This window comes from Scytonema hofmannii PCC 7110, assembly GCF_000346485.2.
Classification (GTDB): Bacteria; Cyanobacteriota; Cyanobacteriia; order Cyanobacteriales; family Nostocaceae; genus Scytonema; species Scytonema hofmannii.
Genome location: NZ_KQ976354.1, coordinates 3,376,928 through 3,402,513, shown reverse-complemented (window position 1 = coordinate 3,402,513; position 25,586 = coordinate 3,376,928). Strand labels below are relative to the sequence as shown.

Here is a 25,586-nt window from a genome sequence, read left to right as displayed (position 1 = left end):
TTACCTGGTGCCTATGGCTCGGTGGACCCACTCTGACCCCATCCCGAACTCAGTTGTGAAACATTGATGCGGCGACGATAGTTGGCGGGTTGCTGCCCGCGAAAATAGCTCGGTGCCAGGTTTATATATCTAACAAAAGCAGATCCTAACCATGAGTTTAGGATCTGCTTTTGTTTTTCTATTCAATATGCGGGTAAAAAAAACTGCTTTCTTGAAGCTGAATCAATGAAATATCAAGCTTTGCAACAGATAGAACCCAGGTTTTTTGCCCCCTTTTTCACTACTTTACCGATGCTCTAGATAACAGCATTGAAGATTTTTAACTTCTTATACATGATGAAGTGATACTCCTACACAACTGCCGCGCAGTAAGTGTAGGCTTCTGGCAGATTTTATCTTTCCAGAACTTCCTTCCCAGTACTCCAACTGTTTCCCGGTACGGCTGTTTAAGGTCAGGTACGTATCCTGCCCGACCCTTGAATGACAAGCAAACAAGATTACCTACATTCCTTGAAGATTTTACATACCGGAGGCTGTAGTCAGCATATAGCGTATTAAGACCGCACTTCCCGGTAAAACCCCCTATCTTCAGTTGTCAAGGTGCAGTATGTGGTTAGCAATTTAAGCTTTACCATCACCCTTTTATCCGAAGGAAGAAGTTTGAAGGAAGGACCGAAGTTGGAATTTCTATGCCGAAGACGGCACGCTTCGCGAACAAACTTCTTTCTATAGGGGTTTAAAACCCCATCCCCTTAGGGTTGCCCGTTCTTATCTTGAGTCTGAATCCCCATCTCAAAACAAAACTTCTTCCTTCTTTCTTCTTTCTTCTTCCTTCGTTCAAGTTAACATTGCGGGGAAGACGTTGACTACCCGTTATGAAAGAATCAAGATTAAACTTAAGAATATCAACAAGGGAGATTAAATAAGCTGAGATTATATGCAGCAAGTAAGGATAAAACAATCACTTCCATGGTTGAGGACTGGATTGACCGTCTCCCCAATACAGAAATTGGCAATCAGGTTGCTGTCTCCACTCCCGCGTCCATCTACGATGAACATAGGTCGGGAGACGCAACCTGATTGCCCCAAAATTCATCTCATCACTCGTCCTTGCGGACTGAGTGAGAGGCTTCTTTTGGTTTTAGCTAAGCAGAGTGGACAATAATGCGCCCACCCTCTTGTTCCTAACTTCCTACAATATGTTTAGGGCAAAGAATCTAAATCTAACGATCGCATTCCTTGACGTTCAACATAAGCCAGCATACTTCCCAATTGCAACCAAACAAGCAAGCAAGTTAGAATGGCGACTGGTAAACCAACTGCATAGGCAAGAAAGGGTGGGAAACCAAAGATCTCAAAGCCCGAACAAAGAAACAGACATACACCTGCTGTTATTCCTAGAAATGGTACTGACAATTGTTTGACGGAAATTTGAGAACCAGAAGTTTCTGCACCATCGCTTTGCCATTTTTGTACTATTAATTTTAATGTTCCAGTTAAGGCTAGACCTGAAACAAGTGCTGCAAAAAGTCCGACTACCAATAAAAAGTAAGGTGGGTGTTGAGGATAGTAGTACATGAAAACTCCTGAAGTGAGAATGCTCATTGTTAAGTGCTATTTGCACTCTTACCATTAGCTATTAGCCATTAGCAACTAGCAATGTTTATGTTTTGCTACTACTAAAAGCTGCCGCAGCTTTTGGCAATATGGAAGCTACTGTATCCCTTGATAATTCTGTTAACACTCCAATTGCTACATTTAATAGGCGGGCTGGTTGGATATCATCTTTCACTAAATTCCACAGCTTTTGAACTTCTTCAGTATGCAGGCGATCGTCTTCAGTCAGCGCAAGGACTAACTGTCTGCGAAGAAACTTGCCTTCCTCCGACAGCAAGTATTGGAACCCTAATTGGGCTGTGGGTAACACATCAAAGTTATCATCAGTTCGGGCGATCGCAAGCAAACTCTCCAATCTTTGCCACTGGAATTTGCCATCCTTAAAAAGCACATTCAGCAACCGCCGCCGTAATTGGGGAGATTCTCCTGTGAGCAATCGTCTTGCTACGTAGGGATACGCTACCTCAACAATTTTGAAGTCTGAATTCAAGCTAAGGGCAATTCCTTCCTGTGTCACCAAAGAACGAATAATCAAAGCAAATTGAGCAGGTACTCGGAAAGGGTACTCATACATTAGTTCCGAGAAATTGTCAGTGATAGTTTTGAAGTTAAAATCTCCAACATTTTTCCCAATGGCATCCCCTAAGACCGCTTCTAATGCTGGTATAATAAGGTGAATATCTGTATCTGGGGTAAGAAAACCCAACTTTACATAATCTTCTGCCAAGTCGCTATAATCTTTGTTGACTAGATGCACAACAGCATCTACTAGATTTTCTTTGGTCGTTTCATTCAACTGATCCATCATTCCAAAGTCAATATAAGCCATACGACCATCGGGCATAGCAAATAAATTGCCTGGATGGGGGTCAGCATGAAAGAACCCATGTTCTAAAAGCTGTTGCAAACCAGCTGTCACACCAATTTGAATGATTGCCTCTGGGTCTAAACCTGCCGCACGAATACTCTTAGTATCTGTTAGTTTAAAACCGTCAATCCACTCTAAGGTCAAAACTCGGAGATTGGTATAGCGCCAATATATAGTTGGTACTTTAACTTGAGGGTCGTTGCGGAAGTTGGTGGCAAATTTTTCGGCATTGCGGGCTTCGTTGAGATAATCAATTTCTTCAAATAACTTTGTGCCAAACTCGTCCACTATCATTGTGAGGTCGTGACCGAGGTTGAGGGGCAACCAAGGGCTTATCCAACTTGCTACCCAACGCATGAGATAAAGGTCTAGCGAGAGAACTGGGCGTAAATTGGGGCGTTGCACTTTTACTGCCACTTCTTCACCTGTTACCAACCGACCTCGGTAAACTTGTCCCAAACTAGCCGCTGCTACAGGATGTGGCGACAACTCACTAAAGATTTCATCTATCGATCGCTCTAGTTGAGTTTCGATAATTCGGTAAGCGATCGCATTGTCAAAAGGCGGTAACTGGTCTTGCAGCTTTACCAGTTCGTCCAAGTAGTCTTTGCGTAATAGGTCTGGTCGCGTTGAAAGAGCTTGACCTACTTTAATAAAAGTTGGACCTAAGCGGGTGAGTAACTGCCGCAATTGAGTAGCTCGCTTTAGCTTGTTTTGCTCCTCTTGATTTTGCCATTCATCCCACTTAAGACAAAGTATAAACCAAACGAAAGACCAAACAATTGTCACTGCCCTTGACAAACCCAGCCAGGGGCGATAGCGATAGTGGCGGGCGATCGCTTCTGGATCGTAGCGTCGATTCTTTTGATTTTGTGTAAGGGTTTGCGAATTCACTCCCCTATTTTCCTCTTTAATTCGATTGAAAAAGGCTTTACACTCTAGACTTTAAGGAGGATATCCTTTGAGCTAAACACATGCTCTATAGATATTTCCTTTTCGATCTTATGCAATTTCGCCAAAGTTTACTTAACGTTACTTTTTATCTTTTATTTTATATTAATACATAAAAGTACAAATACTTATAGATTCTTTGAGAAAAACAAATTTTTTTCAGAATTATCACAATAAATTATGTATGATTTTTATCTCAGATATTACTAGCTTGGGATAAGAAAAGATGTCCTACAAGCAAATTGAGAGGAATTCGAGGATTTACAAAAAACTCTTATCCCTGAAAATAGTAATTATTTATACTTGAAGAAGGCAGCTTTGCTGGAGGCAGAGGCGGGAAGTGCTCACTTCTGTTGGGGATTCCTACCCGGCGCGATTTTAGACACCGTGTAGACGGTGCGGTTTAAACCGCATTGGCAGAGGACAGGCGGAACAGAGGGGATACGACAACTTGAGATGGCGTTACAAGGAGTTTGATTAACCCAAGAAATTTACTACTGAAATCAAGTTTCCTTCAAAACCGGAGGTAGAGACAACATCAATGCTTGCGGTACTAATATCAGTACTAGCTTGGGAGATCGTAAGGTTTGATGCTGAAGTTGCCTTACCAAAGATAAGGTAGGCTTTACCGAGTTCTGGAGCACCAACAATCAGATCGTCAAAGCCATCTTTATTGACATCTCCCGTGCTGCTAACAGACCAACCAAGGTTATCTTCGGAAGAAGTGCCATTGATAACAAAGCCATTATTACCATTGAGTGAAGAGACATCTAGGGAACTATTAGCACCAATATTCTTACTACCGTAGATAACATAGGTTGCACCTGCATCTCCAAACAAACTTTCTGCATCAGCAAAAGGAGCTCCAACTAGCAAATCATCAATACCATCTCCATTAAAATCTCCCGCGCTACTAACTGAGAACCCCAACCCGTCTCCTCCGTTCTTACCATTGATAACAAAGCCCTTGCCTTTAAGAGAAGAAGTGAATTGAGAAGGGTCAACAACAGCAGGAAAACCATCCTTACCTCCAAAGACTACATAACTGTTGCCTGAATAGTTAGGGTTAGTTGGGTTATCTTGATTGGTGGGAGAAGCCTTAATATAGGGAACTCCAATAATTAAGTCATCGTAACCATCTCCGTTGACATCACCCGCACCACTCACAGCCCAACCCGAGCGGCTGTCACTACTACCGACAATTTTGAATCCATTTTTGCCATTAAGGTCTTTAAGATCGAAAGATTTTTTTACAGAGTCAGATGCATAGGAATCTTGAGTATAGCCAGGGATAATATGCTTCCCACCAAAGACCACATAACTCTCTCCTGAATTCCCGTTTGCATCCCGCGCTCCAATAATGAGATCGGGAGTACCGTCACCGTTAATATCACCAGCTTGGCTAACCGAATTACCTGTGCGGTTTTTTTCAGTAATGCCATCAATGTAAGTTACACGAAGATTCTTATAGAATTGGCGTTCGCGATCAGCAGGAGTTTCTGTTTTCAAATAGTTAGCATTTGGGTTGAATCCAAACACGATCCATGCTTCGCCAGGAAGAGTACTATTTTTACCCCAAGTGTCATTAGGACCGGGAGCTCCAACAATTAAGTCATCAAATCCATCCTTATCGATATCTCCAGCAGAACTGACGGAGAACCCGACAAGTCCTTGTTGTTCATTGCCAAAGAAACTCCTTATAGAAAACCCTTTGGTATAGTCTGCGTTTTGCGTCTCTTTCAGCCCTGTCTGATACTCTTTATCAGTAGTGATTTCGTTAAGATTAAGGGTAGGAGAAAATTCTCCCTTTTTACCGAAAATTACATAAGCTCGACCATCGCTCAAAAGAGTGTCTTTTTGGTTAGTGCTGGGGTTTGTAAATTCAAAAATGTTTTTGGCATATGAACCAACAATCAAATCGTCAATGCCATCGCCATTAACGTCCCCCGCGCCGCTAACTGACTGACCTACACGCTCCTGACCTTGAGTACCAACAATGACAAAACCATTGGTACCGTTAAGAGAATTAAGGTCAATACTGTTTCCACTTCCAAGTCCCTTGTCTGTACCACCAAAAATTACATATGTCTTACCAAATTTATCATCTTGAATGTAACCTGCTGAGTCTTTTGTACCGGAAGAAGCATAACGTGCCCCAATTGCAAAATCGCTGATACCATCTCCATTGATATCGCCAATCCCGCTAACTGAGAAACCAAATTGGTCGTTGAGTCCACCGAAAATATAACGACCTTTGGTGCTATCTAGAGTTTGAAAAAGGTTTAACACAGATGAATTGCTCATGGTTTGGTGTTGCCCCTAAAGTTAAAAGCGATGAAGTACATTGACTAGTAGCCAAACTGACCTCTGCCTACTTCTTCTGCTTCAGTTGCGAGTTTTACGCAGAACCTTCAAACTCTTTAACATAAGTTCATTCTTTAGTGGATACAATTTTCTGTAGAATCCACCTTTCCAATCTCTCAATTTCCCCTCCTCTTCCCTCCCCACTCTCAAATATGGGACGCATCGTTATAAATTATTATTATCCGTGAACAACTGACTTATTCAGGCTTGGTTTCAGAAGGATTAAGAAAAAATGTTAAATTCATCAGAAACACCTATTATTGCCACAATTGTGCTAGTCGCTTTTGGAATCTTGGGTTGGGGCTTTTACCGCGCTAGACCATATGGCAAACTAGGAATTCTCGCCTGGTTACAGTCGGTCGTGCTGATGACTCCCTGGTTATTGTTTTTTGGGTTGTTTGCCGCAGGAGTCTATATCAACATAGTGAGTATTTTGTTCTTGTTGATAGTTTCTGCGGGAGTGTACATTTATCTCGGGAGACAGCTACGCGCTGCTGGTCAAGATGCGATTCTCAGACAACGGGCAACTGAAAGGCTAGCATCTGAAACCTCAAAAGAACCTGGTACCACAGATAACTCCACTAATCCGGCTACTGCTGCTCAACTCCAACTTGAGGTAATGCCAATTCCAGAAGAAGATTTGAGTGTTATCAGAAGTATCTTTGGTATAGATACCTTTTTTGCGACAGAAACGATCGCTTACCAAGAAGGTGCCATCTTTAAAGGTAATCTTAGAGGAGATGCAGAGAAAGTACACACTCAGTTGAGTGAAAGTTTACAAGAACGCCTAGGAAATAAGTACCGCCTGTTTTTAGTGGAAAACACAGATGGCAAACCTGTGATGATTGTCCTTCCATCCCGTAACGATCCCCGTCCAATGACAATACCGCAAAAAATCTTTGGAGTTATCTTGGTGCTAGCAACCATCGTTACAAGCCTGGAAACAGGTGGATTGTTACTGAATTTTGATTTCTTCTCGACTCCAGGACGGTTTCCGGAAGCTTTGCCTATTAGCACAGGTATTATCACAATTTTGGTAGCTCATGAAATTGGCCATTGGTTACTTGCTCGCCGTCATCAAGTCCGCCTGAGTTTGCCTTACTTTCTCCCGGCGGTGCAAATTGGTTCATTTGGTGCAATTACCCGGTTTGAATCTTTAATACCCAACCGTAAGGTTCTATTTGATATTGCTCTAGCAGGGCCCGCCACAGGGGGAATTATTTCTCTCTTAATGCTGGTGACAGGGTTACTACTTTCCCATCCAGGCAGTTTGTTTCAACTACCAAACGAATTTTTTTCCAGTTCGATTTTGGTAGGCACTCTAGCACGGGTTATTCTTGGATCTGCTTTACAGTCTCCCACAGTAGATATACATCCTCTAGTCGTTGTTGGTTGGCTGGGGTTAGTCATCACTGCTCTTAATTTAATGCCAGCAGGTCAACTAGATGGTGGTCGCATCGTACAAGCCATTTACGGGCGCAAAATTGCCGGAAGAGCAACAATCGCAACATTAATTTTGCTTGCGTTAGTCTCTCTAGGAACTCCTCTGGCTATGTACTGGGCAATAGTCATTCTATTTTTGCAAAGAGATTTGGAACGTCCTAGCTTAAATGAACTCAGCGAACCAGATGATGCACGCGCGGCTTTGGGTCTGTTAGCGTTGTTCTTGATGGTAGCAACTCTGCTCCCTTTATCTCCTGCTTTAGCCGGACGTTTAGGAATTGGCTAGGAATTGTTAGTGGTTAGTTGATAGTTGATAGTTGATAGTTGTTGTTTGCTATTAACAACTAACCACTAACCACTAACAACTAACCTCATTATGGTTTCCACCCTGCAAGCAGATTTGGGTAAGCGACGGGTTGAGGAAAGATATTTTTAAAGGCTAACTGTCGCTGTTGCGGCTTTTCACTAGCCATGTTCCAGAGGGTTTCATAGAAAAAGAAGGAAACTCCAGCAAATTTACGTTCTCTTACTTTTTGGACTTGAGTCTGGATTTGTCGCACGGGAACATATTTGCCTTTCAATCCACTAATAATTCCAATACTGACAGGAATATGACTCCGGGCTGTTTTGACTTCTGGGTATTCTAATTCGCTAACAAAGACATCTAGGTCATTGCGGTAGACTTGGATAACTAAATCTTCAATCAGCCCCATCCTTTCCCAACGCGCCCAATCTGCTAAGAAAAATTCGTAGGAGAAACGTTGGGGATTTGGTGCTACTGAAACCAAGCATTTTTTCTTAACTGCTTTGATAGCCGTAAAAACGCGTTTCATGTAGTCAGTAATTTTATTTGCTCTCCACTGTACCCATTCAGGGTCTTTTGAATTTTCTGGAGGAGTTTTTCCATTATGTTCTTTTTTATACAAAGCTACTGTATAGGGGTCATATCCCAATTCCGAAGGTAAGCCAAAATGATCGTCGAATTGGATACCGTCAATATTGTAGTTTTTTACGGCTTCAACGATTAATTCTTGTATAAATTGTTGCACTTGTGGAAGGAAGGGATTTAACCAAACTCGATCGTGGATGCCTTCTTTCCAAATTTTGCTGCCATCTCGACGACTTGTGAGCCATTGCGGACGATTTTTAGCTAATTGTGAATCGGCTGGTGCCATAAAGCCAAACTCAAACCATGGAATGACTGTTAAGCCTTTTCCATGACCAACTTCAACAACTTCCTTGAGCATATCTCGACCTTGCAGTCCGGGAACTGGGTCAAGCGATCGGCCAATAACTTTTTGTGCTACCTTACTTGGATACAGCGTATACCCCCAATTCCAAATAGTCGGATACACCGTATTGAAGTTTAAGTTTTTCAGAGTTTGCAAAGCACCTTGAAGCCGATAGCGATCGAACAACACGTCACTGTCTATATTCGTTAACCAAACTCCGCGTAACTCAAATGTCTGCGGACGAAAATTATTTTGAGCGGATGAGGGAACTGACAACATCACTGTAGTTAAGACGCCCAACACAACCAAGAATGCAAAGAATCCTCGGTTTGCACGTGCTTGCCTTACCCGTGTAGGTACTGCATTACACAAGTTAATCAAAAAGTTTTTTATCATTGAAGCCTATTGACGATATAAATATTTTAATCAGATGTTAAGTTTTGTTCCTGTTACGAAATAGGTGATTCCTGTTGTGTATTTTAAGCTTATAACAACATAAATTTGAATCAGTAAATATGAGGTTAACACCTGTGCTTATTGTTCAAAAAATTAACTAAAAAATTATGTATTTTTAACATAGTTTGTAACTTTGAATACAAATATTTCAGTGCTTGCCTAAATGTGGTCGAGTTATTTTGCTGGTAAATTTAGCTTATTAAAACAAAATTTGGAAAAGTATAATGATCGGCTTGGTTCATTCACGAGACAGTAAAGTCAACGTTACAGTTCCCACTCAGAGGCTTGTAAGAGCAATTCAGGTTTCTCAAGGAGAGTTTTCATTGCTTTTAGCCTGCTGTCACTCCACTATGAAGCAGACACAAATACTCCATTTATTAAAAGAATTTTGTTCGACCGAAATCAAAGAAATTGCTCTCCCACCTTCTTCTGAAACTTTTTATACAACTGTTACTGATATCCTTGGTGGCGATCGACCTGAAGTTTTAATAGTCAAAGGGTTAGAATCGGTGGTTGCTATCAATCAACTCATTGTCTCTACAAACGTGATGCGAGATGAGTTGCGAAAACGGTTTCAATGCCCTTTGGTGTTGTGGGTTAATGATGAAATTTTGCAAAAGCTTGTTTGGCTTGCGCCGGATCTGAAAAACTGGGCTGCTTGTACCATTCGATTCGATCAACATAATGACCAGTGACCAGTGACCAGTGACCAGTGACCAGTGACCAGTGACCAGTGACCAGTGACTAGGGAAGTGTTGAGAAGTTAGTTTGTTTGAATTTACAGTAAAAAACGTGAGGAACAAATAGCAAGTTTCCTAGCGTCCATAGCGGTATCTGGTTGAGAAGATACATAAGACTGCCATCTCCAAGAGCGCTGCTGTGGGATGACGTGATTTTTAACTGATAGCTACATAGTTATTAGTTTTTGCCTTTTCACTGATAACTACTTACGAGTAGGTGGGCGTTGCGTGCAACGTCCTAATAATAATTATTGCTCGAATATTACCATGAGACACATACCTACAATTTATAGTACTACAAAACAAGCGCAGATTTTGACTGCCTTAGTATTATCTAGCATTTTGTCTGTTGGAGGGGCGATCGCAGTACCTGAAGGTGTAACTGCGGCTCCGGCAAAGGTTTCCTCTGCAAAACCAAATAAATCTCTCAAGCAAAATACTAAAAAAGACCGCTTGCCAACTTCAGTAGCTTCTGCAGTTAAGCGAGATGTAGCCAGTAAAAATCGCATCCCTATTAAAAATCTAGAAATCATTGATTCCAGCCAGCGTATTTGGCGCAACGGATGCTTGAATTTACCAACCCCTAACGAACTTTGCACCCAAGCTAGAGTCCCTGGTTGGCGAGTGCTCCTTTCTGATGGCAGCCAAAACTGGACTTATCACACCAATAGCACTGGGCGTTACATCCGTTTGGCGAAGCAAGTTCAAAGCAATTTGCCCAATTCTGTGAAAAATGCCGTTCTACAAACTGCATCCGGACGTTTGGAATTACCAGTTGAGGAATTAGCGATCGTTCAAGTTGATAAAAGAACTTGGAACAATGGTTGTTTGAATTTAGCAAAGTCGGGTGAAAACTGCGCTCAAGCTGTAGTACCTGGTTGGCGTTTAGTTGTGGGTGCAGCAGAACAAAGGTTGGTTTATCACACCAATACAACGGGTTCTGCTGTGAGGCTCAATCCAAGGGAAAGTGATATCAAAGATGGTAGATTGCCTCAAAGAGTGAGCAATGTTGTCTTGGAAGCGGCATCGAATTTTACTGGATTGGCAATTCCTCAACTACGCATTGTTGACGCCGAACAAGTGACTACTGATGGTTGTTTAAATCTGCCTCGTCCTGGCGAGACTTGTACTGAAATTGCTATCAGAGCTTGGAAGGTGCGTGTGGCAACTGGCAGGGAAACTTTAGTATTCCATGCCCATCCCAATGCTAGAGAAGTTAGGCTCAACACCCAACAGTACGGTGAAACACCCAATGTTAATCTGCCAAGACGTCTTGCTGAGAGAATTTTAGTGAGAGCTTCTGAGCGTTCTGGATTGCCAGTTTCAGAGTTGCGGATAGTTGAAGTTGATAGACAGCAGTGGCCTGATAGTTGTTTGGGGATACCAGATCCACTCGCTTTATGTGCAGCAACTGTTGTACCCGGTTGGAGAGTCACTGTGAGTGATGGTCAACAGGTTTTGATTTACCGTGTTGGGGAATCGGGTACTGCAATCTTTGATGAAAGAGCGAGCTCAATTGCTAATAACAACGGTTTTCAATCAGTTCTCATACCACGAAGTGAGTTGCCAACACCGTTGGAGCGGGGTATTGTTTTCCGGCAAATTGCTACTGGGGGTATCGCTGGTAGAACCTATGAAACAGTTCTACTGGATGACGGGCGTTTAATTCGCGTTCGGATTGGTGATGCGAATGACTCCGAACGTAGCGTCCATCGCATTCCTTTGGAACAGGTACGGAGGTTTCAGCAGTTACTAAGGCAAGAAGGGGATGTGTTCAATAATTTGGACTATCCAGCAACTAGAGGTGGTGCTGATTACATTACTTACACTCTGACTAGTTCTAAAGGTACTGTACGGTATAACGATTTCTCTCAAAACAGCTTGCCTGAAGATTTACGGCTCGTAGTTAAGACTTGGGTTGCAATGAATAGAGTTTATTAAACGAAACGTAGAGACGCGCCATGGCGCGTCTTCATGGGGAGACTACGGTTAATCAATCAAATATGTGCATAGTTGCTTGGAATGTTATAGTATTGTATAAAAATAATACTTAAATTAAAGATGAGCAACCAAGCTGGACACATTCATTACAGTTGGGTACAAACTCATAACTCTGACAATATAAACTCGGAACTGCAACAAGTACAAGCGAAGGAATCAATGTTTTATTACTTTGCTTATGGTTCGTGTATGTGTCCTGTTGATTTAAAACGCTCTCTTGGTGAAAAGACGCATCCCTATGTGATTGGTACTGGTACGCTGAAAGCCTATCGATTAGGATTTTATCGCATCTCGCCAACTCGCAAATGTGGTGTTTTGGATGTGGTGAAAGACCCTAAAGCTAGTGTTAGAGGTGTACTTTATCAATTGCCTTGGCGCTTGAGCGATCGCTTGGATAAACGAGAAGATGTCCCTCAAGGTGGTTACCGTCATGAATATGTGGATATTCACTGTGAAGGGAAGGTCTACAAAGATGTCCGTACATATGTTGTCGTTGATAAGCTTTTAGAGGAAGTCGCTCCTAACGACTGGTATTTTAATGTTGTTCTGCAAGGTGCTGTCACTTGCGGCTTGCCAGAAGAATATTGCTGGAGTCTCTTCCATCATATGTATCAATTACAACAACGTCATCAAATACGGTGCAGCGATCGCCTAGCGTTATGATACTAAGAGTTCTCTGGTTGTTAAGCACCATTGCCGTATATGCCAAGCCCAGTCAAAACTTCAGCTAAACTATTTGCCTCTACTGGTTTGAGCAAATAAAAATCAATGCCCAAATCATAAGCACGAGGCAAATCCCGATTCCCATAAGCAGTCAAAGCTATGACTGGTAAATCATGAAACTGTGGTTGTTTTTTAACCCATTTGAGCAAATCCAAACCTGACATACCGGGAAGTCTTAAATCCAGCACGATCAAAACAGGTAGGGGGTTCGTTGCTCGTTCTTGATAGGGTTCAGATCCCTGTAAATAACCTATTGCCTCTTCTGCAGTTTTGACAACATGAAGAGCAAGTTCTTCTTGGTTGATTTGAGCAAATGCTCTTTGAAGGAGAAATTGGTCAGACAGTTCGTCTTCTACAACTAAAACGGTCTTTTTCTGTAATGTTATCCCTGCCATTTACCGCTTACCTTAAACACCCTCTCAATAAAGGTTGCCACATTTATGTTGTTAATCGGCTCTAGCATAGGGGGGTCTATTGAGCGTAACCCAATAAGTTCCAATTGCTTGGATCATTTCCAGTAAAGCATTAAAGTCAATAGGCTTAGTCAAATAAGAATTAGCTCCGAGAGCATATGCTCGCTCTATATCTACTTGTTCCTCAGAAGAAGTTAAAACTACAACCGGCAAGTGTTTTATCGTTGATTCTCTCAGCCAATCTAAAACTTCAAACCCAGAAAGTCGGGGGAGTTTGAGATCTAACAACATGAGCACTGGTAAGGGATAGCGATCGCGATCTTCATAAGGTGCCTCTCCATTCAAATAAAGCACTGCCTGTTCCCCATCGCTAACAACTTCTAAAGAAATCGGCAAATTAGCTTTACGTACAGCTCGTTGCACTCTAAAAACGTCAGCAGGTTCATCTTCGACAAGTAAAATCGTTGCCTGATTTGGACTGTTCACTGCTTCACCGCCTTAAATTTAACCCAAAAACGGCTTCCTTGGTTGGGTACTGAATCAACTCCAGCCTCCCCTCCCATGCGTTCTGCACCTTTCCTCACAATAGCTAATCCAATTCCCGTTCCTGAGAAAAGTTCCCAACTGTGCAGTCGCTCAAAAACTCCAAAAATCCACTCTTGATACTGCGGAGCAATTCCGATTCCGTTATCTTCAACCCATAAGCGCACTCGTTCACCTTCCTCTTTTGCCCAAATACGTATTTGAGGTTTAACCCCAACAGCCACAAATTTAGCAGCATTTGATAATAAGTTAACGATTATTTGAAGTAAAGTACCACGGTGACCTATGATTGTAGGTAACGGATGTTCAACTCTGAGATTAGCTTCTCGTTCGCGTAGCTCCGATCCTAATAGGGTTTGAGCTTCTTCAATCACCTGAGACAAATTTACTGGAGCCAGCTTAAGTTCTTCACGGCTCAAACGACTGTAAGTCAGTAGATCGTCTACTAGATCGCTCATGCGTTCCGTACCAGTAAAAATACTTTGGATATAACTTTTTCCTAACTCATCTAGTCCATCGTCATAATCTTCAAGTAAAGCTAAAGCGTAACCCTGTATTCCCCTTAAAGGTGCTTTCAGATCGTGGGCGACAGTGTAAGAAAAAGCTTCGAGATCCTCATTAGCTTGTTCAAGTTGAGAGGTGCGTTCCTCAACCCGACGTTCTAAAGTCTCATTCAGTTCGCGGATTTGCTCTTCAGCTTTTTTTCGCTCGGTAATGTCTGTTGCAATGCCACACACTGCATAAGGTACATTTCCATATAACAGAGGAAACTTTACTGAAATGTAAGTGTGTATCCCATCATCTTGAGGTATGACTTCTTCCCGCTCAATCGGTTTTTTTAAGGCAAGTACCTCTCGGTCATTCTCTCGCACCGCCTCAGCCACCTCAGGAGGTACAAAGTCATAGTCTGTCTTACCTCGAATTTGTTCTCGTGAAATATGAAACAAGTGCTCAAAAGTGCGATTGACTGTAATAAACTTTCCTTCAGTATCTTTAAGAAAAATGACTGCTGTTGTTTCATCCAAAATTGCTTGCAAGCGAGATTCACTTTCTTTCAAAGCTGCTTCTGTACGCTGACGTTCGGCAATTTCCTGATTCAGGCGATCGTTAGTTTCTCGGAGTGCCGCAGTACGCTGTAAAATTTTAATTTCCAACTCATTATTAGCTCTTTGCAGTGCCTCATCAGCTGCTTGGCGTTGGCTATCTATTTTATGCAATAAAGCGGCATTCCACCAAATTATAGTCACTAAGATAACAGCCATAAGCACGGCGTAGATTGAGGTTCCAAATGCTGAGTGAAAAAGACTTATATGCTCGAGGAGAAGACTGAACCATCCCAAGATCAATGGAATCACAATTGCTGTCGGTATAAGACGAGGCGCGATCGCTCCCCCAATGCTTTCAGATGAAATTACGTGCATAAATCCTTGTTGGGGGTACACAAAGAGAATGCCTAAATTCAGCACAATGAAGCAGACGGCTGTATGTACTGCCATCTGCGTATACATTTTAAGACTGAGAATTGGTTGAACTTGATAAAGACATTTTGCAGGCACAACAATACTGGGAAGATTACGGGAGTTAAAAAATGGCTAAAAAAGGTATTAAATTTCATGCTATCTAATTAAGACACATTTACAAGTATCAGAACGTGCAGCAGGGTATTTAAGAGAAGCTCTCGAAGAGGGAGACTTAGAACTTTTGCAAGCAGTAGTAGGAGATTTAATAGAGGCAGGTTATGAAGGCTTTAAAATCGTTGCAAATGAATCATATATAAATAGGGAAACACAAGAGATTTTTGATATTAAAATGATACAAGAGATAGTGAAAGTAAAAAGTATCAGTTAGCTTAATCCAAAAGAAACCCCACGTCCTACCTGTTTAGATACAGGTGAGAAAATTTGTACTCTTAATGGTCATACGAGTTACGTTCGTTCCCTTGCTTTCAGCCTAGATGGACAAACTCTATTCAGTAGCATCCATGGTACTCCCGAACCGCCATAAGATTACCGATCTTCTTCTCCTCTTTCTTCTCCTGACGGAGACGCTACACGAACGCGTCGAGTGCGGTTCATTTAATTAAGTAATCTTCAAGAGGGATAGGAGGAAACTCCTAGTACATAGTTAACTAGACAAAATCGGACATTATATAACATCTTGCGTTTTCTTGGTTTTCTTTGTTTAGAGAGTAAAACAATATTGAAATAAAAAACAGAGGTAGAAAGTTCTACCTCTTCCATTTGGGGATAAATTAGAGACTATAGTTTTTTCACAATTATTTCCAAGGAAGCAGTCTTAGTATCTGCTCTGATTGGGTTTGTGAACGATAAAGCTGAGAACTTGGCACTGCTTGATATTATCAAAACCAACAACACGGATAAAGCAATTGCCATACTGAGAACGGCAAGACTGCACTTCACTCAGAACTTCTTGAGTGCTTCTAGCGCTGAACAAAGGCAGTTTCCACAGTGTCCAGTAATATACAGTTGGCTCAGATGTTTCATTAAACTCGATCGCGGGTATGAAACCCTGGTCGAGAATGTACTGAACCTGTCTGCTAATTTGAGCATCAGTGAGGGGAGGCAGATAAGAAAGGGTTTCGTAACGACGCTCTTTTGGTAAAGTTTGCATAACTTAATAGTGATGGGTAGTTGTTGCTTGCTGAACGATTAACCGTTCTCTTGCTCTGGCTCTGGGCTGGGAGTTGAATCACTCATTTGCGTAATGCGCTCAAGATGCTGGCGACGGTGTTCCATATTGGCTTGCTGAATGCCAGTACGAACCATTTCCGGTAAGAATTCAGTTATTTCTTCCCCTATGTGTTCCCTGACAGTCATGATTCGCAAAGCTAAGTCTGGCTTTTCCTGGAAAAGTTCCCGAAGGTATGCTTCTCCATCTTGAATTTTGTCTGCTGAGAAGCGTTGTAACCAAAGTGCCAAGGGAGGATTTGTTTCGCTAAGTTGAGCTAACACTGTCCTCAACGCCTGATATGTCAGGTAGCTTTGCAGCGTCTTGGCTGTGTCTTTCGCAATTTGCTTGATGTTCATGCTTGACCCCAGCCCCCTTGATTTTAGATTTTAGATTTTGGATTTTAGAGTAATCATCCAAAATCCAAAATACGAAATCCAAAATCATCAGACGGTATCAACTGCTTCAAACTCGAACTTGATTTCCTTCCATAGCTCGCAAGCAACTGCCAATTCAGGAGACCACTTAGCAGCTTCGCGGATAACATCGTTACCTTCGCGAGCCAAGTTGCGACCTTCGTTACGAGCTTGGACACATGCTTCGAGAGCCACGCGGTTAGCGGTAGCACCTGGTGCGTTACCCCATGGGTGACCGAGGGTTCCACCACCGAACTGCAGTACGGAGTCATCACCAAAAATTTCTACCAGTGCTGGCATGTGCCATACGTGGATACCACCAGAAGCAACTGCCATGACTCCAGGCATGGAAGCCCAGTCTTGGGTGAAGTAGATACCGCGAGACTTGTCTTGCTCGACATAGTTTTCACGCAACAAGTCAACAAAGCCCATTGTGATTGCGCGATCGCCTTCCAGCTTACCTACTACGGTTCCGGTGTGAATGTGGTCGCCACCAGACATACGCAAAGCTTTAGCCAAAACACGGAAGTGGATACCGTGGTTTTTTTGACGGTCGATAACCGCGTGCATAGCGCGGTGAATGTGAAGCAACAAACCGTTGTCACGACACCAACGAGCCAATGTGGTGTTAGCGGTGAAACCTGCTGTGAGGTAGTCGTGCATGATGATGGGCATCTTGAGTTCTTTAGCGAACTCAGCACGCTTCAGCATTTCTTCGCAGGTTGGAGCCGTCACGTTTAGGTAGTGACCTTTGATTTCGCCTGTTTCTGCTTGTGATTTGTTGATAGCATCAGCTACGAACAAGAAGCGATCGCGCCAACGTTGGAATGGTGCGGAGTTGATATTTTCGTCGTCTTTTGTGAAGTCCAGACCACCACGCAAGCACTCGTATACAGCGCGTCCGTAGTTCTTAGCTGACAGACCCAATTTGGGTTTAATGGTACAACCCAACAGAGGACGACCGTACTTGTTCAGTTTGTCGCGTTCTACTTGGATACCGTGAGGAGGTCCTTGGAATGTCTTCAGGTAAGCAACTGGAATCCGTAAATCTTCTAGACGAAGTGCTTTAAGAGCTTTGAAACCGAATACGTTACCTACAATCGAGGTAAACATATTGGTTACAGAACCTTCTTCAAACAAGTCTAGAGGATAAGCAATGTAGGCAATAAATTGATTGTCTTCACCGCGAACTGGTTCAATATCGTAACAACGACCTTTGTAACGATCCAGGTCGGTTAACAAATCTGTCCATACAGTTGTCCAGGTACCAGTAGAAGACTCAGCAGCCACAGCAGCGCCTGCCTCTTCAAATGGAACTCCAGGCTGGGGTGTAACACGGAATGCCGCTAAAATGTCTGTATCTTTAGGAGTGTAATCGGGGGTATAATATGTTAATCTGTAATCTTTTACCCCAGCTTGATAGCCTGATTTCGACTGAGTCTTCGTTTGAGCGTAAGACATATTTCCCTTCCAAGAAGTCACTCTTTTTACCCACAAATCACGTCACGTGCATCTTCCTCTCACCCTTAATTTCTCCCTGCTAGTCAAGGATAGATTAGGAGAAACTATGTGTCAGGAGTTACCTCTTACAGAGAGTCTCGTTTTCGGTGCAACTTATTGACAGAAATCCAAAGCTGTGATGAGTGAAAGAATAAACTGCACATCACGTGATTTGTTACTTGTCTCACAATATATCAAGAAATCAATAAGTTATTCTTTGAATATTTTTAACTTTTTCATTTAAATTTGTTATTAAATATTCTTTTAACATTTTATTAAGAATGCTTTACAAAAGACCTGCGATGATTATAGGTCACAGCCAAAAAATATTAATGATGGCTTGGTATTAGGTAGACGTTGTAACTACCAAACAGTTAGCAATAAATTGCTTAATAATTACTTGCATTCATTTATTATTTTTGTGTACAACTTAGTGTAAAATGCATATTCCTCAACTTGAAACCCAACGTCTTCTCTTGCGGGGATTTCTTGAAGAAGATCTTGATGCTTATGCCGAGATGTGCGGTGACCCAGAAGTTATGCGCTACATCGGTACTGGAAAACCTTTGTCTCGATGGGAGTCATGGCGCAGTATGGCAACAATGCTCGGTCACTGGCAACTCCGTCAGTATGGAATGTGGGCTGTTGAAGAACGCCAAAATGGTGAAATGATTGGTCGGATTGGTTGCTGGAAACCAGAGGGTTGGCCCGGATTCGAGATAGGCTGGACATTGCGAAGACAGTACTGGGGACGTGGTTTTGCGACAGAAGGTGCAACGGCAGCAATAGATTATGCTTTCAACGTACTACAGCAATCTCGTGTCATAAGTTTGATTCGTCCGCAGAACACAGCCTCTATAAGGGTTGCCCAAAAGTTAGGAGAAAAATTAGAAGGTACAACAGAAATCTTTGGAAGTGAAGCAGTCATTTACAGTATTGGTCGAGAAAATTGGTAAATCATGGTCACTGGTCACTGGTCACTGGTCACTGGTCACTGTTAAAAAAATACCACCTGTGGGAACACTGAGTTTATTCAAAGAAAGGGAGTGGGGAATAGGAAGTAGGGAGTAGAGGACAAGGAAGATAAAGGGGAAGAGGAAAACTTTTCTCCTTTGTCTTCCCCCTCTTCCTTGTCTCTTCTTCCTATTTCCTTGAGGAAACTGTTTTAAAGGAAGTGTAACCGTGGTGTTTCTTTGCAAGCGTACTCGTTTATTCATTAGTTCTATCCTTTTAGGGTTTGTAGCTTTGCCAAATGTGACTCATGTAGCTATGGCAATTCCAGCAACTGCCCGTAAAATCGATAGTCAAAATCTTTTAGCTCAAAAAATTCTAAAGGTAGATCCATCGGAATTAACTCCAGCCTACCCACCTTCTGCACCACCACCCCGACAAGATCCATTACCTGATGAACGGCAACTGCAAGAACGTTTGCAAGATACCGATTATCGTATCAACGCTTTACAACAAGATGTCACAGGTAACCTCTGGGTAGGTTCTTGGCGGGGATTGTCACGCATTGACCCGAACACTGGTAAGATTTTAACTCGGGTGAATTTACCAAACGTAACAATTGGTGCGATCGCTCAAGATAAAGTAGGGCGTTTGTGGGTAGGAACCTATGAGGGTTTGCAGCGAGTTGACATTCGCAGTGGTGAAATCACGGCACAGAATTTATTTTTGCCTTCTAAGCGGGTGTTATCTTTATTAGTTGATAAGCGTGGCTACTTGTGGACTGGAACAGATACTGGCTTAGCCCTAGTTAGCCCCGACCAAGGTTTAATCATGACCACCTTAAAGAACCTACCTGGCGTCAGTGGTAATGCTATGACTTTAGATGCCGAAGGTCAACTTTGGGTTGGTACGCTTGATGGTGTGGTACGGGTTAATACTACTAATGCTTATATCATGAAGCGGATTAATAATTTACCAGGCACAACCGTACAAGCTTTAGCTATTAGCCCGGAAGGATTAATTTGGGCTGGTATGCCAAACAATTTGTTAGTTATTAATCCAAAAACTGGTATGGTGTTGAGGTCGGTAGCTCGCCTGCGCGGACGTAACGTGACTGCTGTGCGTTTTTCTAAAGATGGAAGTGTTTGGGTTGGCACTAATAATGGTTTGCTACGATTAAATCCATACACTGGAGGATTGTTAGACGAAATTCCTGGTCTTCCCTCTAGCCGTGTTCTCAGTATTGCTCCTGATATCGGCAATAAATTATGGATTGGTACTAGTGAAGGTTTAGCTTGGTTAATGCCGAAAATGCAAAAAGCACAACCTCATCTTGCTTTTACTCGCGCTGTTAAGTAGGGAGTAGGGAGTAGGGAGTGGGGAGTAGGGAATAGGGAATAGGGCATGGGGCATAGAGCATTGTCAAAACTTCTTCAATTCCCATTGCCCATTGCCCATTGCCCATTGCCCATCATTTTAATGACCTTGCTCTATTTTTCGACGAATCTTTTCTTCTATTTCTTTCTCAATTTCCTGCCGAATTTTTTCTTCTAGTTCCGTCTCAATTTCCTGGCGAAGCCGTGCCTTCAATTGTTGCTCTTCTTGTATCTCTCTTTGTCTTCGTTTTTCATAGTCTAATTCTGCTCTCTTCCTCATGGCTTCTTCAGCTATACGAAGATTTTCTTCTATGGGGACACCTTCTGGAGTACATAGCGGGGGATACCACTTTGCTTGTGAGTCAGAGGGATTGCGGCGACTAAATAAGACACGGATTGCCTCATCGTCATCTCTATGTGCAAGCACATAAGCTTTGAGTTCAGATCTACTCATTTCATGAAAATTCGGTTTCATCTAAAAATCTCCAAAATCCATTAGGGGCAATGCCCGCCGCAAAGGTTTTTGTGCGGCATTGCCCACCCTACGTGTATTTCACTATTATCCTAAATAAAAGTAAAATTTTACACTAATACAAGACAACTTTCTAGTGTTGAGTAATAATTAACCTATCCTTTGATAGATGCATATCCTATGATATGTTGCCTTAATTCCTCGTGTCACAATCCACCTTGTTCTGACGGTACGCAATTTTGCCCCAAGTGCGGAACTCCTTTAATAGTGTTGAGAAATCGCTATCGCCCAATTCAGTCATTGGGTGGCGGCGGCTTTGGTAAAACTTACTTGGCGCTTGATACTGATAAACTCAACGAAAAATGTGTTATCAAGCAATTTGCGCCTCAAGCACAGGGAACGGGTGCTATTCAGAAGGCAACAGAACTGTTTGAACAAGAAGCAATGCGACTGCAACAATTGGGAGAACATCCACAAATTCCTACGTTGTTTGCATATTTTGAAGAAGATAAGCGCTTGTATCTGGTGCAGCAATTTATTGATGGTGAGAATTTATTGGATGAGTTGAAACAGGAAGGAACATATGGCGAACAAAAATTGCGAGAATTATTATCTAATATTCTCAATATTCTTGCTGTAGTCCATGAATATAAAGTTATTCACAGAGATATCAAACCTCAGAATATTTTGCGACGCAAATCTCCCTCGCTGATTAGAGGAAGTCAAGGGGATATATTCCTGATTGATTTTGGTGCTTCCAAACAGTTAACTGAGACAGTGATGACTCAACCAGGAACAACGATTGGTTCCTTCGGTTATGCTCCACTCGAACAAATGCAGGATGGGGAAGCATATCCAGCAAGCGATTTATTTAGTTTAGGAGCAACATGCTTTCACTTACTGACGGGGATAGCGCCTTGGGAATTGTGGAAGCAACAGGGTTTTGGGTGGGTTACAAGTTGGCGACAATACTTGCGTCAACCTATAAGCCAGGAATTAGCGCATATTTTAGAGATTCTGTTGCAACCAAACCATCAGCAACGCTATCAGTCAGCAGAGGCGGTTTTGCAAGATTTAAATTTGGATTATCAAATCTCTATTTCTGAAGTCCCACCACCTACAGCAACTTATTACTCTCAACCTTCACCTATACCAACTGAACCTTCTCCTCCAACGGCAACTTATCATTCTCAACCTTCACCTGTACCAATTGAAGTCCCACCAACAGAAGCAAGCGATAAGCCGGGTACGGCTTGCGCCAAGAGCGATAGCCGGGTACGGCTTGCGCTTCGCGATAAGCTGAGTACAGCTTGCGCCAAAGGCGATCGCATCCCGCTTGCTATGCATAAATTAGACAAGGATAAACGCTTAGAACCTTCGCTACCTTCAGTTGTCGATAAATTCACACAGAAAAATAAATTCCCGCAACCCTTAATAGTGAGTAGTGCAATTATATTGATGGGTTTTGGGGGATATGGAATGTGGCAAATGACAACCCATCTTCCAAACACTACTCTTGCCTATGAAAAACTGTCCCTTGTCAATAGTCTCATTGGGCATAATGAATGGGTAGGTTCCGTTGCTATTAGTCCAAATGGGCAAACTTTGGTGAGTGGAAGTGGAGACAGCACTATCAAAATTTGGAATTTGCGAACGGGTGGGATAAAAACTTCTTTAAATGGTCATCGTGACGGAGTTTCCTCTGTGGCGATCGCACCAGATGGCAAAACTTTAGTCAGTGGAAGTAAAGACGGTACTATCAAAATTTGGGATTTGCAAACACCGGGGTTGAAAAGCACGCTCGCGGGGCATAAGGACAGTGTAAATTTTGTGGCGATCGCACCAGATGGAAAGACTTTAGCTAGTGCAAGTGCAGATAAAACTATCAAAATGTGGGATTTACAAACAGGAAATTTAGAAAATACTCTAGGCGAGCACGATAAATCCGTGTGGCGGGTTGCCTTTAGTCCAGACGGGCAAACTTTGGCGAGTGGAAGTTACGACAACACTATTAATATTTGGAATTTAAAACCCCCATCGTTAAAAACAACCTTTACTGGGCATACTAATTTGATTTATTCCCTTGTATTCAGTCCAGATGGAAAAACTTTGGTGAGTGGAAGTGCAGATAAAAGTATTAAAATGTGGGATTTGCAAACAGGTAAGTTACAGAATACTCTGAATTGGCACAAATATGGCGTGACATCCGTAGCAATTAGCCCGAATGGTAAGACGCTCTTTAGCGGTAGTTTTGACAATACAATTAAAATATGGGATTTAAAAACAGGCGAAGTTGAAAATACACTTAAAGGTCATGAAGATTTAATTCTGACTTTAGCTATTAGCTCAGATGGTAAAACTTTAGTCAGTGGAAGTACAGATAAAACTATTAAAATTTGGCGTTTGCCATAAGACATTAGGACTTACGCACTGTACAAATGTCTTTATACATATCTGAAGTTTTTTGTCAATGTGTAAATCCTAGATTAATGAACCCTAAATGCTCTTACCGCTTGAGATCTAGACTCGATTATTGCACACTGCGCTAACCGCTTCGTGTTTAAGTTGGGTAGAAAATGGCTCTGCTGAACCTCTTTGTATTCATTACCGTTTAAATAATGCATAGAGATCGTGCCATCTTCCCATATAATAAAGCATTAATATTTTCGTCCTTCTTCTCTTGCTTGCCGAATAAATAACCCCTTTAGAGATATTCCTTTTTTCAGTTCCTTCAGCCGAGCTTTGATTTCAATTAATTCTTGTTGAGTTCGTATTGGTAGATGAATTTGTGGATGAACAGATTTACCTAGTTTATGAGCATGGCTCTCAATCTGCTGCAACATTAACGCTGACTTTCTCTGAATTATCTTATCTTTCATCTTTTGCAAGGTTAGCTTTTGTCAATGGGTAGTGAGGGACGGCGCAGCAAGTACACAACAAGACCTACAAAAGGTACAAGACGCACTACCCACAATATTGTAGTATCATGCCACTGACGACGTGCCATATCATCCGGTACTAGCCACGACTGAAATATCCAGAAAACAAAGAAATCTATCACAAATGGAGCAAACAGTGACAATTGATTTAATGGATTATTCTCTTCCGCCCATTGAGTCAATTCTTGGCTTTTTGGTGTGGATGGTGAAAGCAAGTTAATTATCTCTCCCTTCCCATACGTCAATCTCATGCTAAGCTACACTGAAAATAGAGTGAAATATAAGACCATGAGGATTCAACCGTGTTAAGTGGCATTAAACAGCAGGTAGTTGTTGGCAAGGATGGCAAAATTGAGATTCAAACGTCTGAGTTGGCAGAAGGAACTGTTGTTGAAGTGATTGTTTTAGTAGAACAAGATGGTGTTGAGATGAATGCTAGCCAATCTACTCCACAAGATGCGACAGAGTATTTGCTGTCTACTGAAGCTAATCGCCATGACTTGATGAGTGCTATTCAAAACGTCGAAACAAAGACCAATCTGGTCAGTTTTACACCTGAGGAATGGAATGAAGAATATAACGTTCGCTCCTGAGGCATTTGAACAATTCAACGACTGGGCGGCACAAGATAAAAAAATTCATCGCAAGATCATCGCTCTGATTAACGATATTCTTCGTCAACCATTTACTGGACTTGGCAAACCTGAACCTCTAAAGCATGAACTGAGCGGGTACTGGTCGCGACGGATTACGAATGAGCATCGTTTAGTGTGTAAAGTGACTGAAACTAAAATCATCATTTTGAGTTGTCGATTTCACTATGACGACTGAAACAGTTTGCGTTCGCGAAGCGCAAGCTGTAACCAGCTTATCGCTTGATCGCGCAAGCCGTACCCGGCTTATCGCACTGAGATGGTCTAGATCACATTATAAATAAAATACTTGCAATTCTATTAACAAAATTTATTACTATGCCTTACAGTCAATTTACTATTGACAAAGTAAAACAAGATTTTCGCCTGACAATTGTAGAGGGAATTCGCTTTTTCCCAGACTCGTTAGCACCTGTAACTCCAAGTTCCAGATTACAAGGAATTTTAGAAGATTTACCGTGGGCGATCGCAGTAGATACAGAGAAAGCACGTTCCGAGGTGATTATCAATCCCATGCTTCTAGAAGTGCGGCGCATTTTCAATCAAGAAATTAGCGTGTTTTCTGGGGAAGAGTTTAATGTTGATACAAGTGTTGGACTGAATGGGGTGTGCGACTTTTTGATTAGTCGTTCGCCAGAACAATTAACAGTTGAAGCGCCTGCTATTGTTATTGTTGAGGCGAAAAAATCGGATCTAAAATCTGGACTCGGACAATGCATTGCCGAAATGATAGCTGCACAGCGATTTAATGAAGCTAGAGGACAAACTCTCAAAACTGTTTATGGTTGTGTCAGTAGTGGAACGCAGTGGCGATTCCTGAAGTTGGAGGAGCAAACGGTGACAATTGATTTAATGGATTATCCTCTTCCGCCCCTTGAGTCAATTCTTGGCTTTTTGGTCTGGATGGTGAAATCCAGTTAATTTAGAGTTAAGAGGCAATACTGACGTTATTGTCGCGAAAGTCAAAGGTGGATTGTAAGTAGTATAGGCATTGAGCCGAGATGTTTGTAAGTGCGATTCGTTCTGGAGAAACCTATAATTGGGGAGGATTCCAGGCTTTAGTAGAGTAACCAATCCTTGGTTGAGACCGCACTTTAAATCCTCTACTAATGATTGAGAACTTAAAAGTCTGAGCAACTGCGGTGAGTGAGTCGTAGCTACAATTTGAATTTTCTCTTGAGAAACCTGGCGCTCAATTAATTGAAGTAAAGGAACACGCGATCGCGATCGGAAATACGGT

The 25,586-nt window shown here is 42.1% G+C and carries 26 protein-coding genes and 1 rRNA gene; 13 read left to right on the top strand and 14 right to left on the bottom strand.

Features of this window, described 5'->3' with window-relative positions; genetic code table 11:
- Positions 1-3 precede the first annotated feature (3 nt).
- Positions 4-121, top strand: a 5S ribosomal RNA gene (rrf, locus tag WA1_RS14485).
- A 1,082-nt stretch (positions 122-1,203) separates the two neighbouring features.
- Here rrf and WA1_RS14480 read toward each other — a convergent pair.
- From WA1_RS14480 to WA1_RS14470, 3 genes are all read right to left on the bottom strand, one after another.
- On the bottom strand, positions 1,204-1,578 hold the full coding sequence (locus WA1_RS14480) for a hypothetical protein (protein WP_026135373.1): 375 nt from the start codon (positions 1,576-1,578) through the stop codon (positions 1,204-1,206).
- A gap of 85 nt (positions 1,579-1,663) precedes the next feature.
- Positions 1,664-3,379, bottom strand: coding sequence for an ABC1 kinase family protein (locus WA1_RS14475; protein WP_017750017.1), 1,716 nt, complete (start codon positions 3,377-3,379; stop codon positions 1,664-1,666).
- Between the two features lie 534 nt (positions 3,380-3,913).
- Positions 3,914-5,740: an integrin alpha gene (locus WA1_RS14470; RefSeq protein WP_017750018.1), complete on the bottom strand. Its 1,827-nt coding sequence runs from the start codon at positions 5,738-5,740 to the stop codon at positions 3,914-3,916.
- 292 nt (positions 5,741-6,032) lie between these two features.
- Between WA1_RS14470 and WA1_RS14465 the strand changes: the two genes are divergently transcribed.
- Positions 6,033-7,529, top strand: a complete 1,497-nt coding sequence (locus WA1_RS14465; protein WP_017750019.1) for a site-2 protease family protein — start codon at positions 6,033-6,035, stop codon at positions 7,527-7,529.
- A gap of 88 nt (positions 7,530-7,617) precedes the next feature.
- Here WA1_RS14465 and WA1_RS14460 read toward each other — a convergent pair whose 3' ends face one another.
- Positions 7,618-8,871, bottom strand: a complete 1,254-nt coding sequence (locus tag WA1_RS14460) for a glycoside hydrolase family 10-like protein (RefSeq protein ID WP_017750020.1) — start codon at positions 8,869-8,871, stop codon at positions 7,618-7,620.
- A 284-nt stretch (positions 8,872-9,155) separates the two neighbouring features.
- On the opposite strand from WA1_RS14460, the gene WA1_RS14455 reads away from it, so the two are divergent.
- From WA1_RS14455 to WA1_RS14445, 3 genes are all read left to right on the top strand, one after another.
- Positions 9,156-9,626: a hypothetical protein gene (locus tag WA1_RS14455; RefSeq protein ID WP_017750021.1), complete on the top strand. Its 471-nt coding sequence runs from the start codon at positions 9,156-9,158 to the stop codon at positions 9,624-9,626.
- A 273-nt stretch (positions 9,627-9,899) separates the two neighbouring features.
- Positions 9,900-11,612 carry a hypothetical protein gene (locus tag WA1_RS14450; protein WP_272819135.1) on the top strand — a complete coding sequence of 571 codons (1,713 nt, stop codon included), beginning with the start codon at positions 9,900-9,902 and terminating at the stop codon, positions 11,610-11,612.
- A 120-nt stretch (positions 11,613-11,732) separates the two neighbouring features.
- Complete coding sequence (locus WA1_RS14445; RefSeq protein WP_017750023.1) at positions 11,733-12,335, top strand: gamma-glutamylcyclotransferase family protein; 603 nt, start codon at positions 11,733-11,735, stop codon at positions 12,333-12,335.
- 20 nt (positions 12,336-12,355) lie between these two features.
- Here the strand turns inward: WA1_RS14445 and WA1_RS14440 are convergent, their stop codons facing one another.
- Genes WA1_RS14440 through WA1_RS14430 form a run of 3 tightly spaced genes read right to left on the bottom strand, consistent with a single transcriptional unit; the run spans position 12,356 to position 14,847 of the window.
- Positions 12,356-12,790 carry a response regulator gene (locus tag WA1_RS14440; RefSeq protein ID WP_017750024.1) on the bottom strand — a complete coding sequence of 145 codons (435 nt, stop codon included), beginning with the start codon at positions 12,788-12,790 and terminating at the stop codon, positions 12,356-12,358.
- A 51-nt stretch (positions 12,791-12,841) separates the two neighbouring features.
- On the bottom strand, positions 12,842-13,294 hold the full coding sequence (locus WA1_RS14435; protein WP_017750025.1) for a response regulator: 453 nt from the start codon (positions 13,292-13,294) through the stop codon (positions 12,842-12,844).
- A complete protein-coding gene (locus tag WA1_RS14430) occupies positions 13,291-14,847 on the bottom strand; it encodes a sensor histidine kinase (RefSeq protein WP_017750026.1) in 1,557 nt (518 codons plus the stop codon). The genes WA1_RS14435 and WA1_RS14430 overlap by 4 nt, the downstream gene beginning before the upstream one ends.
- 205 nt (positions 14,848-15,052) lie before the next feature.
- On the opposite strand from WA1_RS14430, the gene WA1_RS56930 reads away from it, so the two are divergent.
- Both WA1_RS56930 and WA1_RS61685 read left to right on the top strand, forming a co-directional pair.
- Positions 15,053-15,199: a hypothetical protein gene (locus WA1_RS56930; RefSeq protein ID WP_017750027.1), complete on the top strand. Its 147-nt coding sequence runs from the start codon at positions 15,053-15,055 to the stop codon at positions 15,197-15,199.
- Positions 15,200-15,250: 51 nt separating this feature from the next.
- Positions 15,251-15,355, top strand: coding sequence for a hypothetical protein (locus WA1_RS61685; RefSeq protein WP_419183616.1), 105 nt, complete (start codon positions 15,251-15,253; stop codon positions 15,353-15,355).
- Between the two features lie 291 nt (positions 15,356-15,646).
- On the opposite strand, the gene WA1_RS14425 is transcribed toward WA1_RS61685, so the two are convergent.
- The 3 genes from WA1_RS14425 to WA1_RS14415 form a co-directional block, all read right to left on the bottom strand.
- Positions 15,647-15,982 carry a ribulose bisphosphate carboxylase small subunit gene (locus tag WA1_RS14425; RefSeq protein WP_017750028.1) on the bottom strand — a complete coding sequence of 112 codons (336 nt, stop codon included), beginning with the start codon at positions 15,980-15,982 and terminating at the stop codon, positions 15,647-15,649.
- Positions 15,983-16,020: 38 nt separating this feature from the next.
- Positions 16,021-16,398 carry a RuBisCO chaperone RbcX gene (gene rcbX / locus WA1_RS14420; protein WP_026135375.1) on the bottom strand — a complete coding sequence of 126 codons (378 nt, stop codon included), beginning with the start codon at positions 16,396-16,398 and terminating at the stop codon, positions 16,021-16,023.
- Between the two features lie 87 nt (positions 16,399-16,485).
- The gene (locus tag WA1_RS14415) at positions 16,486-17,916 is read right to left on the bottom strand and encodes a form I ribulose bisphosphate carboxylase large subunit (protein WP_017750031.1); all 1,431 of its coding nucleotides are present in this window, start codon (positions 17,914-17,916) and stop codon (positions 16,486-16,488) included.
- A gap of 479 nt (positions 17,917-18,395) precedes the next feature.
- Here WA1_RS14415 and WA1_RS14410 point away from each other — a divergent pair, with 479 nt between their 5' ends.
- The gene (locus WA1_RS14410; protein WP_017750032.1) at positions 18,396-18,911 is read left to right on the top strand and encodes a GNAT family N-acetyltransferase; all 516 of its coding nucleotides are present in this window, start codon (positions 18,396-18,398) and stop codon (positions 18,909-18,911) included.
- 21 nt (positions 18,912-18,932) lie between these two features.
- Here the strand turns inward: WA1_RS14410 and WA1_RS59740 are convergent, their stop codons facing one another.
- Positions 18,933-19,172 carry a hypothetical protein gene (locus WA1_RS59740; RefSeq protein ID WP_169886873.1) on the bottom strand — a complete coding sequence of 80 codons (240 nt, stop codon included), beginning with the start codon at positions 19,170-19,172 and terminating at the stop codon, positions 18,933-18,935.
- On the opposite strand from WA1_RS59740, the gene WA1_RS14405 reads away from it, so the two are divergent.
- Positions 19,138-20,265: a ligand-binding sensor domain-containing protein gene (locus tag WA1_RS14405; RefSeq protein WP_017750033.1), complete on the top strand. Its 1,128-nt coding sequence runs from the start codon at positions 19,138-19,140 to the stop codon at positions 20,263-20,265. The genes WA1_RS59740 and WA1_RS14405 overlap by 35 nt on opposite strands.
- A gap of 117 nt (positions 20,266-20,382) precedes the next feature.
- Here the strand turns inward: WA1_RS14405 and WA1_RS59735 are convergent, their stop codons facing one another.
- Complete coding sequence (locus WA1_RS59735) at positions 20,383-20,757, bottom strand: DUF6887 family protein (RefSeq protein WP_017750034.1); 375 nt, start codon at positions 20,755-20,757, stop codon at positions 20,383-20,385.
- Positions 20,758-20,934: 177 nt separating this feature from the next.
- Between WA1_RS59735 and WA1_RS14395 the strand changes: the two genes are divergently transcribed.
- Complete coding sequence (locus WA1_RS14395; RefSeq protein ID WP_026135376.1) at positions 20,935-23,166, top strand: protein kinase domain-containing protein; 2,232 nt, start codon at positions 20,935-20,937, stop codon at positions 23,164-23,166.
- 245 nt (positions 23,167-23,411) lie between these two features.
- Here WA1_RS14395 and WA1_RS14390 read toward each other — a convergent pair whose 3' ends face one another.
- A complete protein-coding gene (locus WA1_RS14390) occupies positions 23,412-23,633 on the bottom strand; it encodes a hypothetical protein (protein ID WP_017750036.1) in 222 nt (73 codons plus the stop codon).
- A gap of 11 nt (positions 23,634-23,644) precedes the next feature.
- Positions 23,645-23,944, bottom strand: coding sequence for a hypothetical protein (locus WA1_RS58095; RefSeq protein ID WP_017750037.1), 300 nt, complete (start codon positions 23,942-23,944; stop codon positions 23,645-23,647).
- Between the two features lie 51 nt (positions 23,945-23,995).
- Between WA1_RS58095 and WA1_RS14380 the strand changes: the two genes are divergently transcribed.
- From WA1_RS14380 to WA1_RS14370, 3 genes are all read left to right on the top strand, one after another.
- Positions 23,996-24,286 carry a hypothetical protein gene (locus tag WA1_RS14380; protein ID WP_017750038.1) on the top strand — a complete coding sequence of 97 codons (291 nt, stop codon included), beginning with the start codon at positions 23,996-23,998 and terminating at the stop codon, positions 24,284-24,286.
- On the top strand, positions 24,261-24,524 hold the full coding sequence (locus tag WA1_RS14375; RefSeq protein ID WP_017750039.1) for a Txe/YoeB family addiction module toxin: 264 nt from the start codon (positions 24,261-24,263) through the stop codon (positions 24,522-24,524). The genes WA1_RS14380 and WA1_RS14375 overlap by 26 nt, the downstream gene beginning before the upstream one ends.
- Before the next feature lie 140 nt (positions 24,525-24,664).
- Positions 24,665-25,267: a hypothetical protein gene (locus WA1_RS14370; RefSeq protein ID WP_017750040.1), complete on the top strand. Its 603-nt coding sequence runs from the start codon at positions 24,665-24,667 to the stop codon at positions 25,265-25,267.
- Positions 25,268-25,586 lie beyond the last annotated feature (319 nt).

Excerpts from the sequence above, each read along its gene's own strand:
- WA1_RS14440 (WP_017750024.1), bottom strand. The coding sequence starts at position 12,790 with ATGGCAGGGATAACATTACAGAAAAAGACCGTTTTAGTTGTAGAAGAC.
- WA1_RS14370 (WP_017750040.1), top strand. The coding sequence starts at position 24,665 with ATGCCTTACAGTCAATTTACTATTGACAAAGTAAAACAAGATTTTCGC.
- WA1_RS14415 (WP_017750031.1), bottom strand. The coding sequence starts at position 17,916 with ATGTCTTACGCTCAAACGAAGACTCAGTCGAAATCAGGCTATCAAGCT.
- WA1_RS14375 (WP_017750039.1), top strand. The coding sequence starts at position 24,261 with ATGAAGAATATAACGTTCGCTCCTGAGGCATTTGAACAATTCAACGAC.
- rcbX (WP_026135375.1), bottom strand. The coding sequence starts at position 16,398 with ATGAACATCAAGCAAATTGCGAAAGACACAGCCAAGACGCTGCAAAGC.
- WA1_RS14470 (WP_017750018.1), bottom strand. The coding sequence starts at position 5,740 with ATGAGCAATTCATCTGTGTTAAACCTTTTTCAAACTCTAGATAGCACC.
- WA1_RS14425 (WP_017750028.1), bottom strand. The coding sequence starts at position 15,982 with ATGCAAACTTTACCAAAAGAGCGTCGTTACGAAACCCTTTCTTATCTG.
- WA1_RS59740 (WP_169886873.1), bottom strand. The coding sequence starts at position 19,172 with ATGAATAAACGAGTACGCTTGCAAAGAAACACCACGGTTACACTTCCT.
- WA1_RS14455 (WP_017750021.1), top strand. The coding sequence starts at position 9,156 with ATGATCGGCTTGGTTCATTCACGAGACAGTAAAGTCAACGTTACAGTT.
- WA1_RS14465 (WP_017750019.1), top strand. The coding sequence starts at position 6,033 with ATGTTAAATTCATCAGAAACACCTATTATTGCCACAATTGTGCTAGTC.
- WA1_RS14480 (WP_026135373.1), bottom strand. The coding sequence starts at position 1,578 with ATGTACTACTATCCTCAACACCCACCTTACTTTTTATTGGTAGTCGGA.
- WA1_RS14395 (WP_026135376.1), top strand. The coding sequence starts at position 20,935 with ATGATATGTTGCCTTAATTCCTCGTGTCACAATCCACCTTGTTCTGAC.
- WA1_RS14445 (WP_017750023.1), top strand. The coding sequence starts at position 11,733 with ATGAGCAACCAAGCTGGACACATTCATTACAGTTGGGTACAAACTCAT.
- WA1_RS14390 (WP_017750036.1), bottom strand. The coding sequence starts at position 23,633 with ATGAAAGATAAGATAATTCAGAGAAAGTCAGCGTTAATGTTGCAGCAG.
- WA1_RS14410 (WP_017750032.1), top strand. The coding sequence starts at position 18,396 with ATGCATATTCCTCAACTTGAAACCCAACGTCTTCTCTTGCGGGGATTT.
- WA1_RS58095 (WP_017750037.1), bottom strand. The coding sequence starts at position 23,944 with ATGAGATTGACGTATGGGAAGGGAGAGATAATTAACTTGCTTTCACCA.
- WA1_RS59735 (WP_017750034.1), bottom strand. The coding sequence starts at position 20,757 with ATGAAACCGAATTTTCATGAAATGAGTAGATCTGAACTCAAAGCTTAT.
- WA1_RS14430 (WP_017750026.1), bottom strand. The coding sequence starts at position 14,847 with ATGGCAGTACATACAGCCGTCTGCTTCATTGTGCTGAATTTAGGCATT.
- WA1_RS14460 (WP_017750020.1), bottom strand. The coding sequence starts at position 8,871 with ATGATAAAAAACTTTTTGATTAACTTGTGTAATGCAGTACCTACACGG.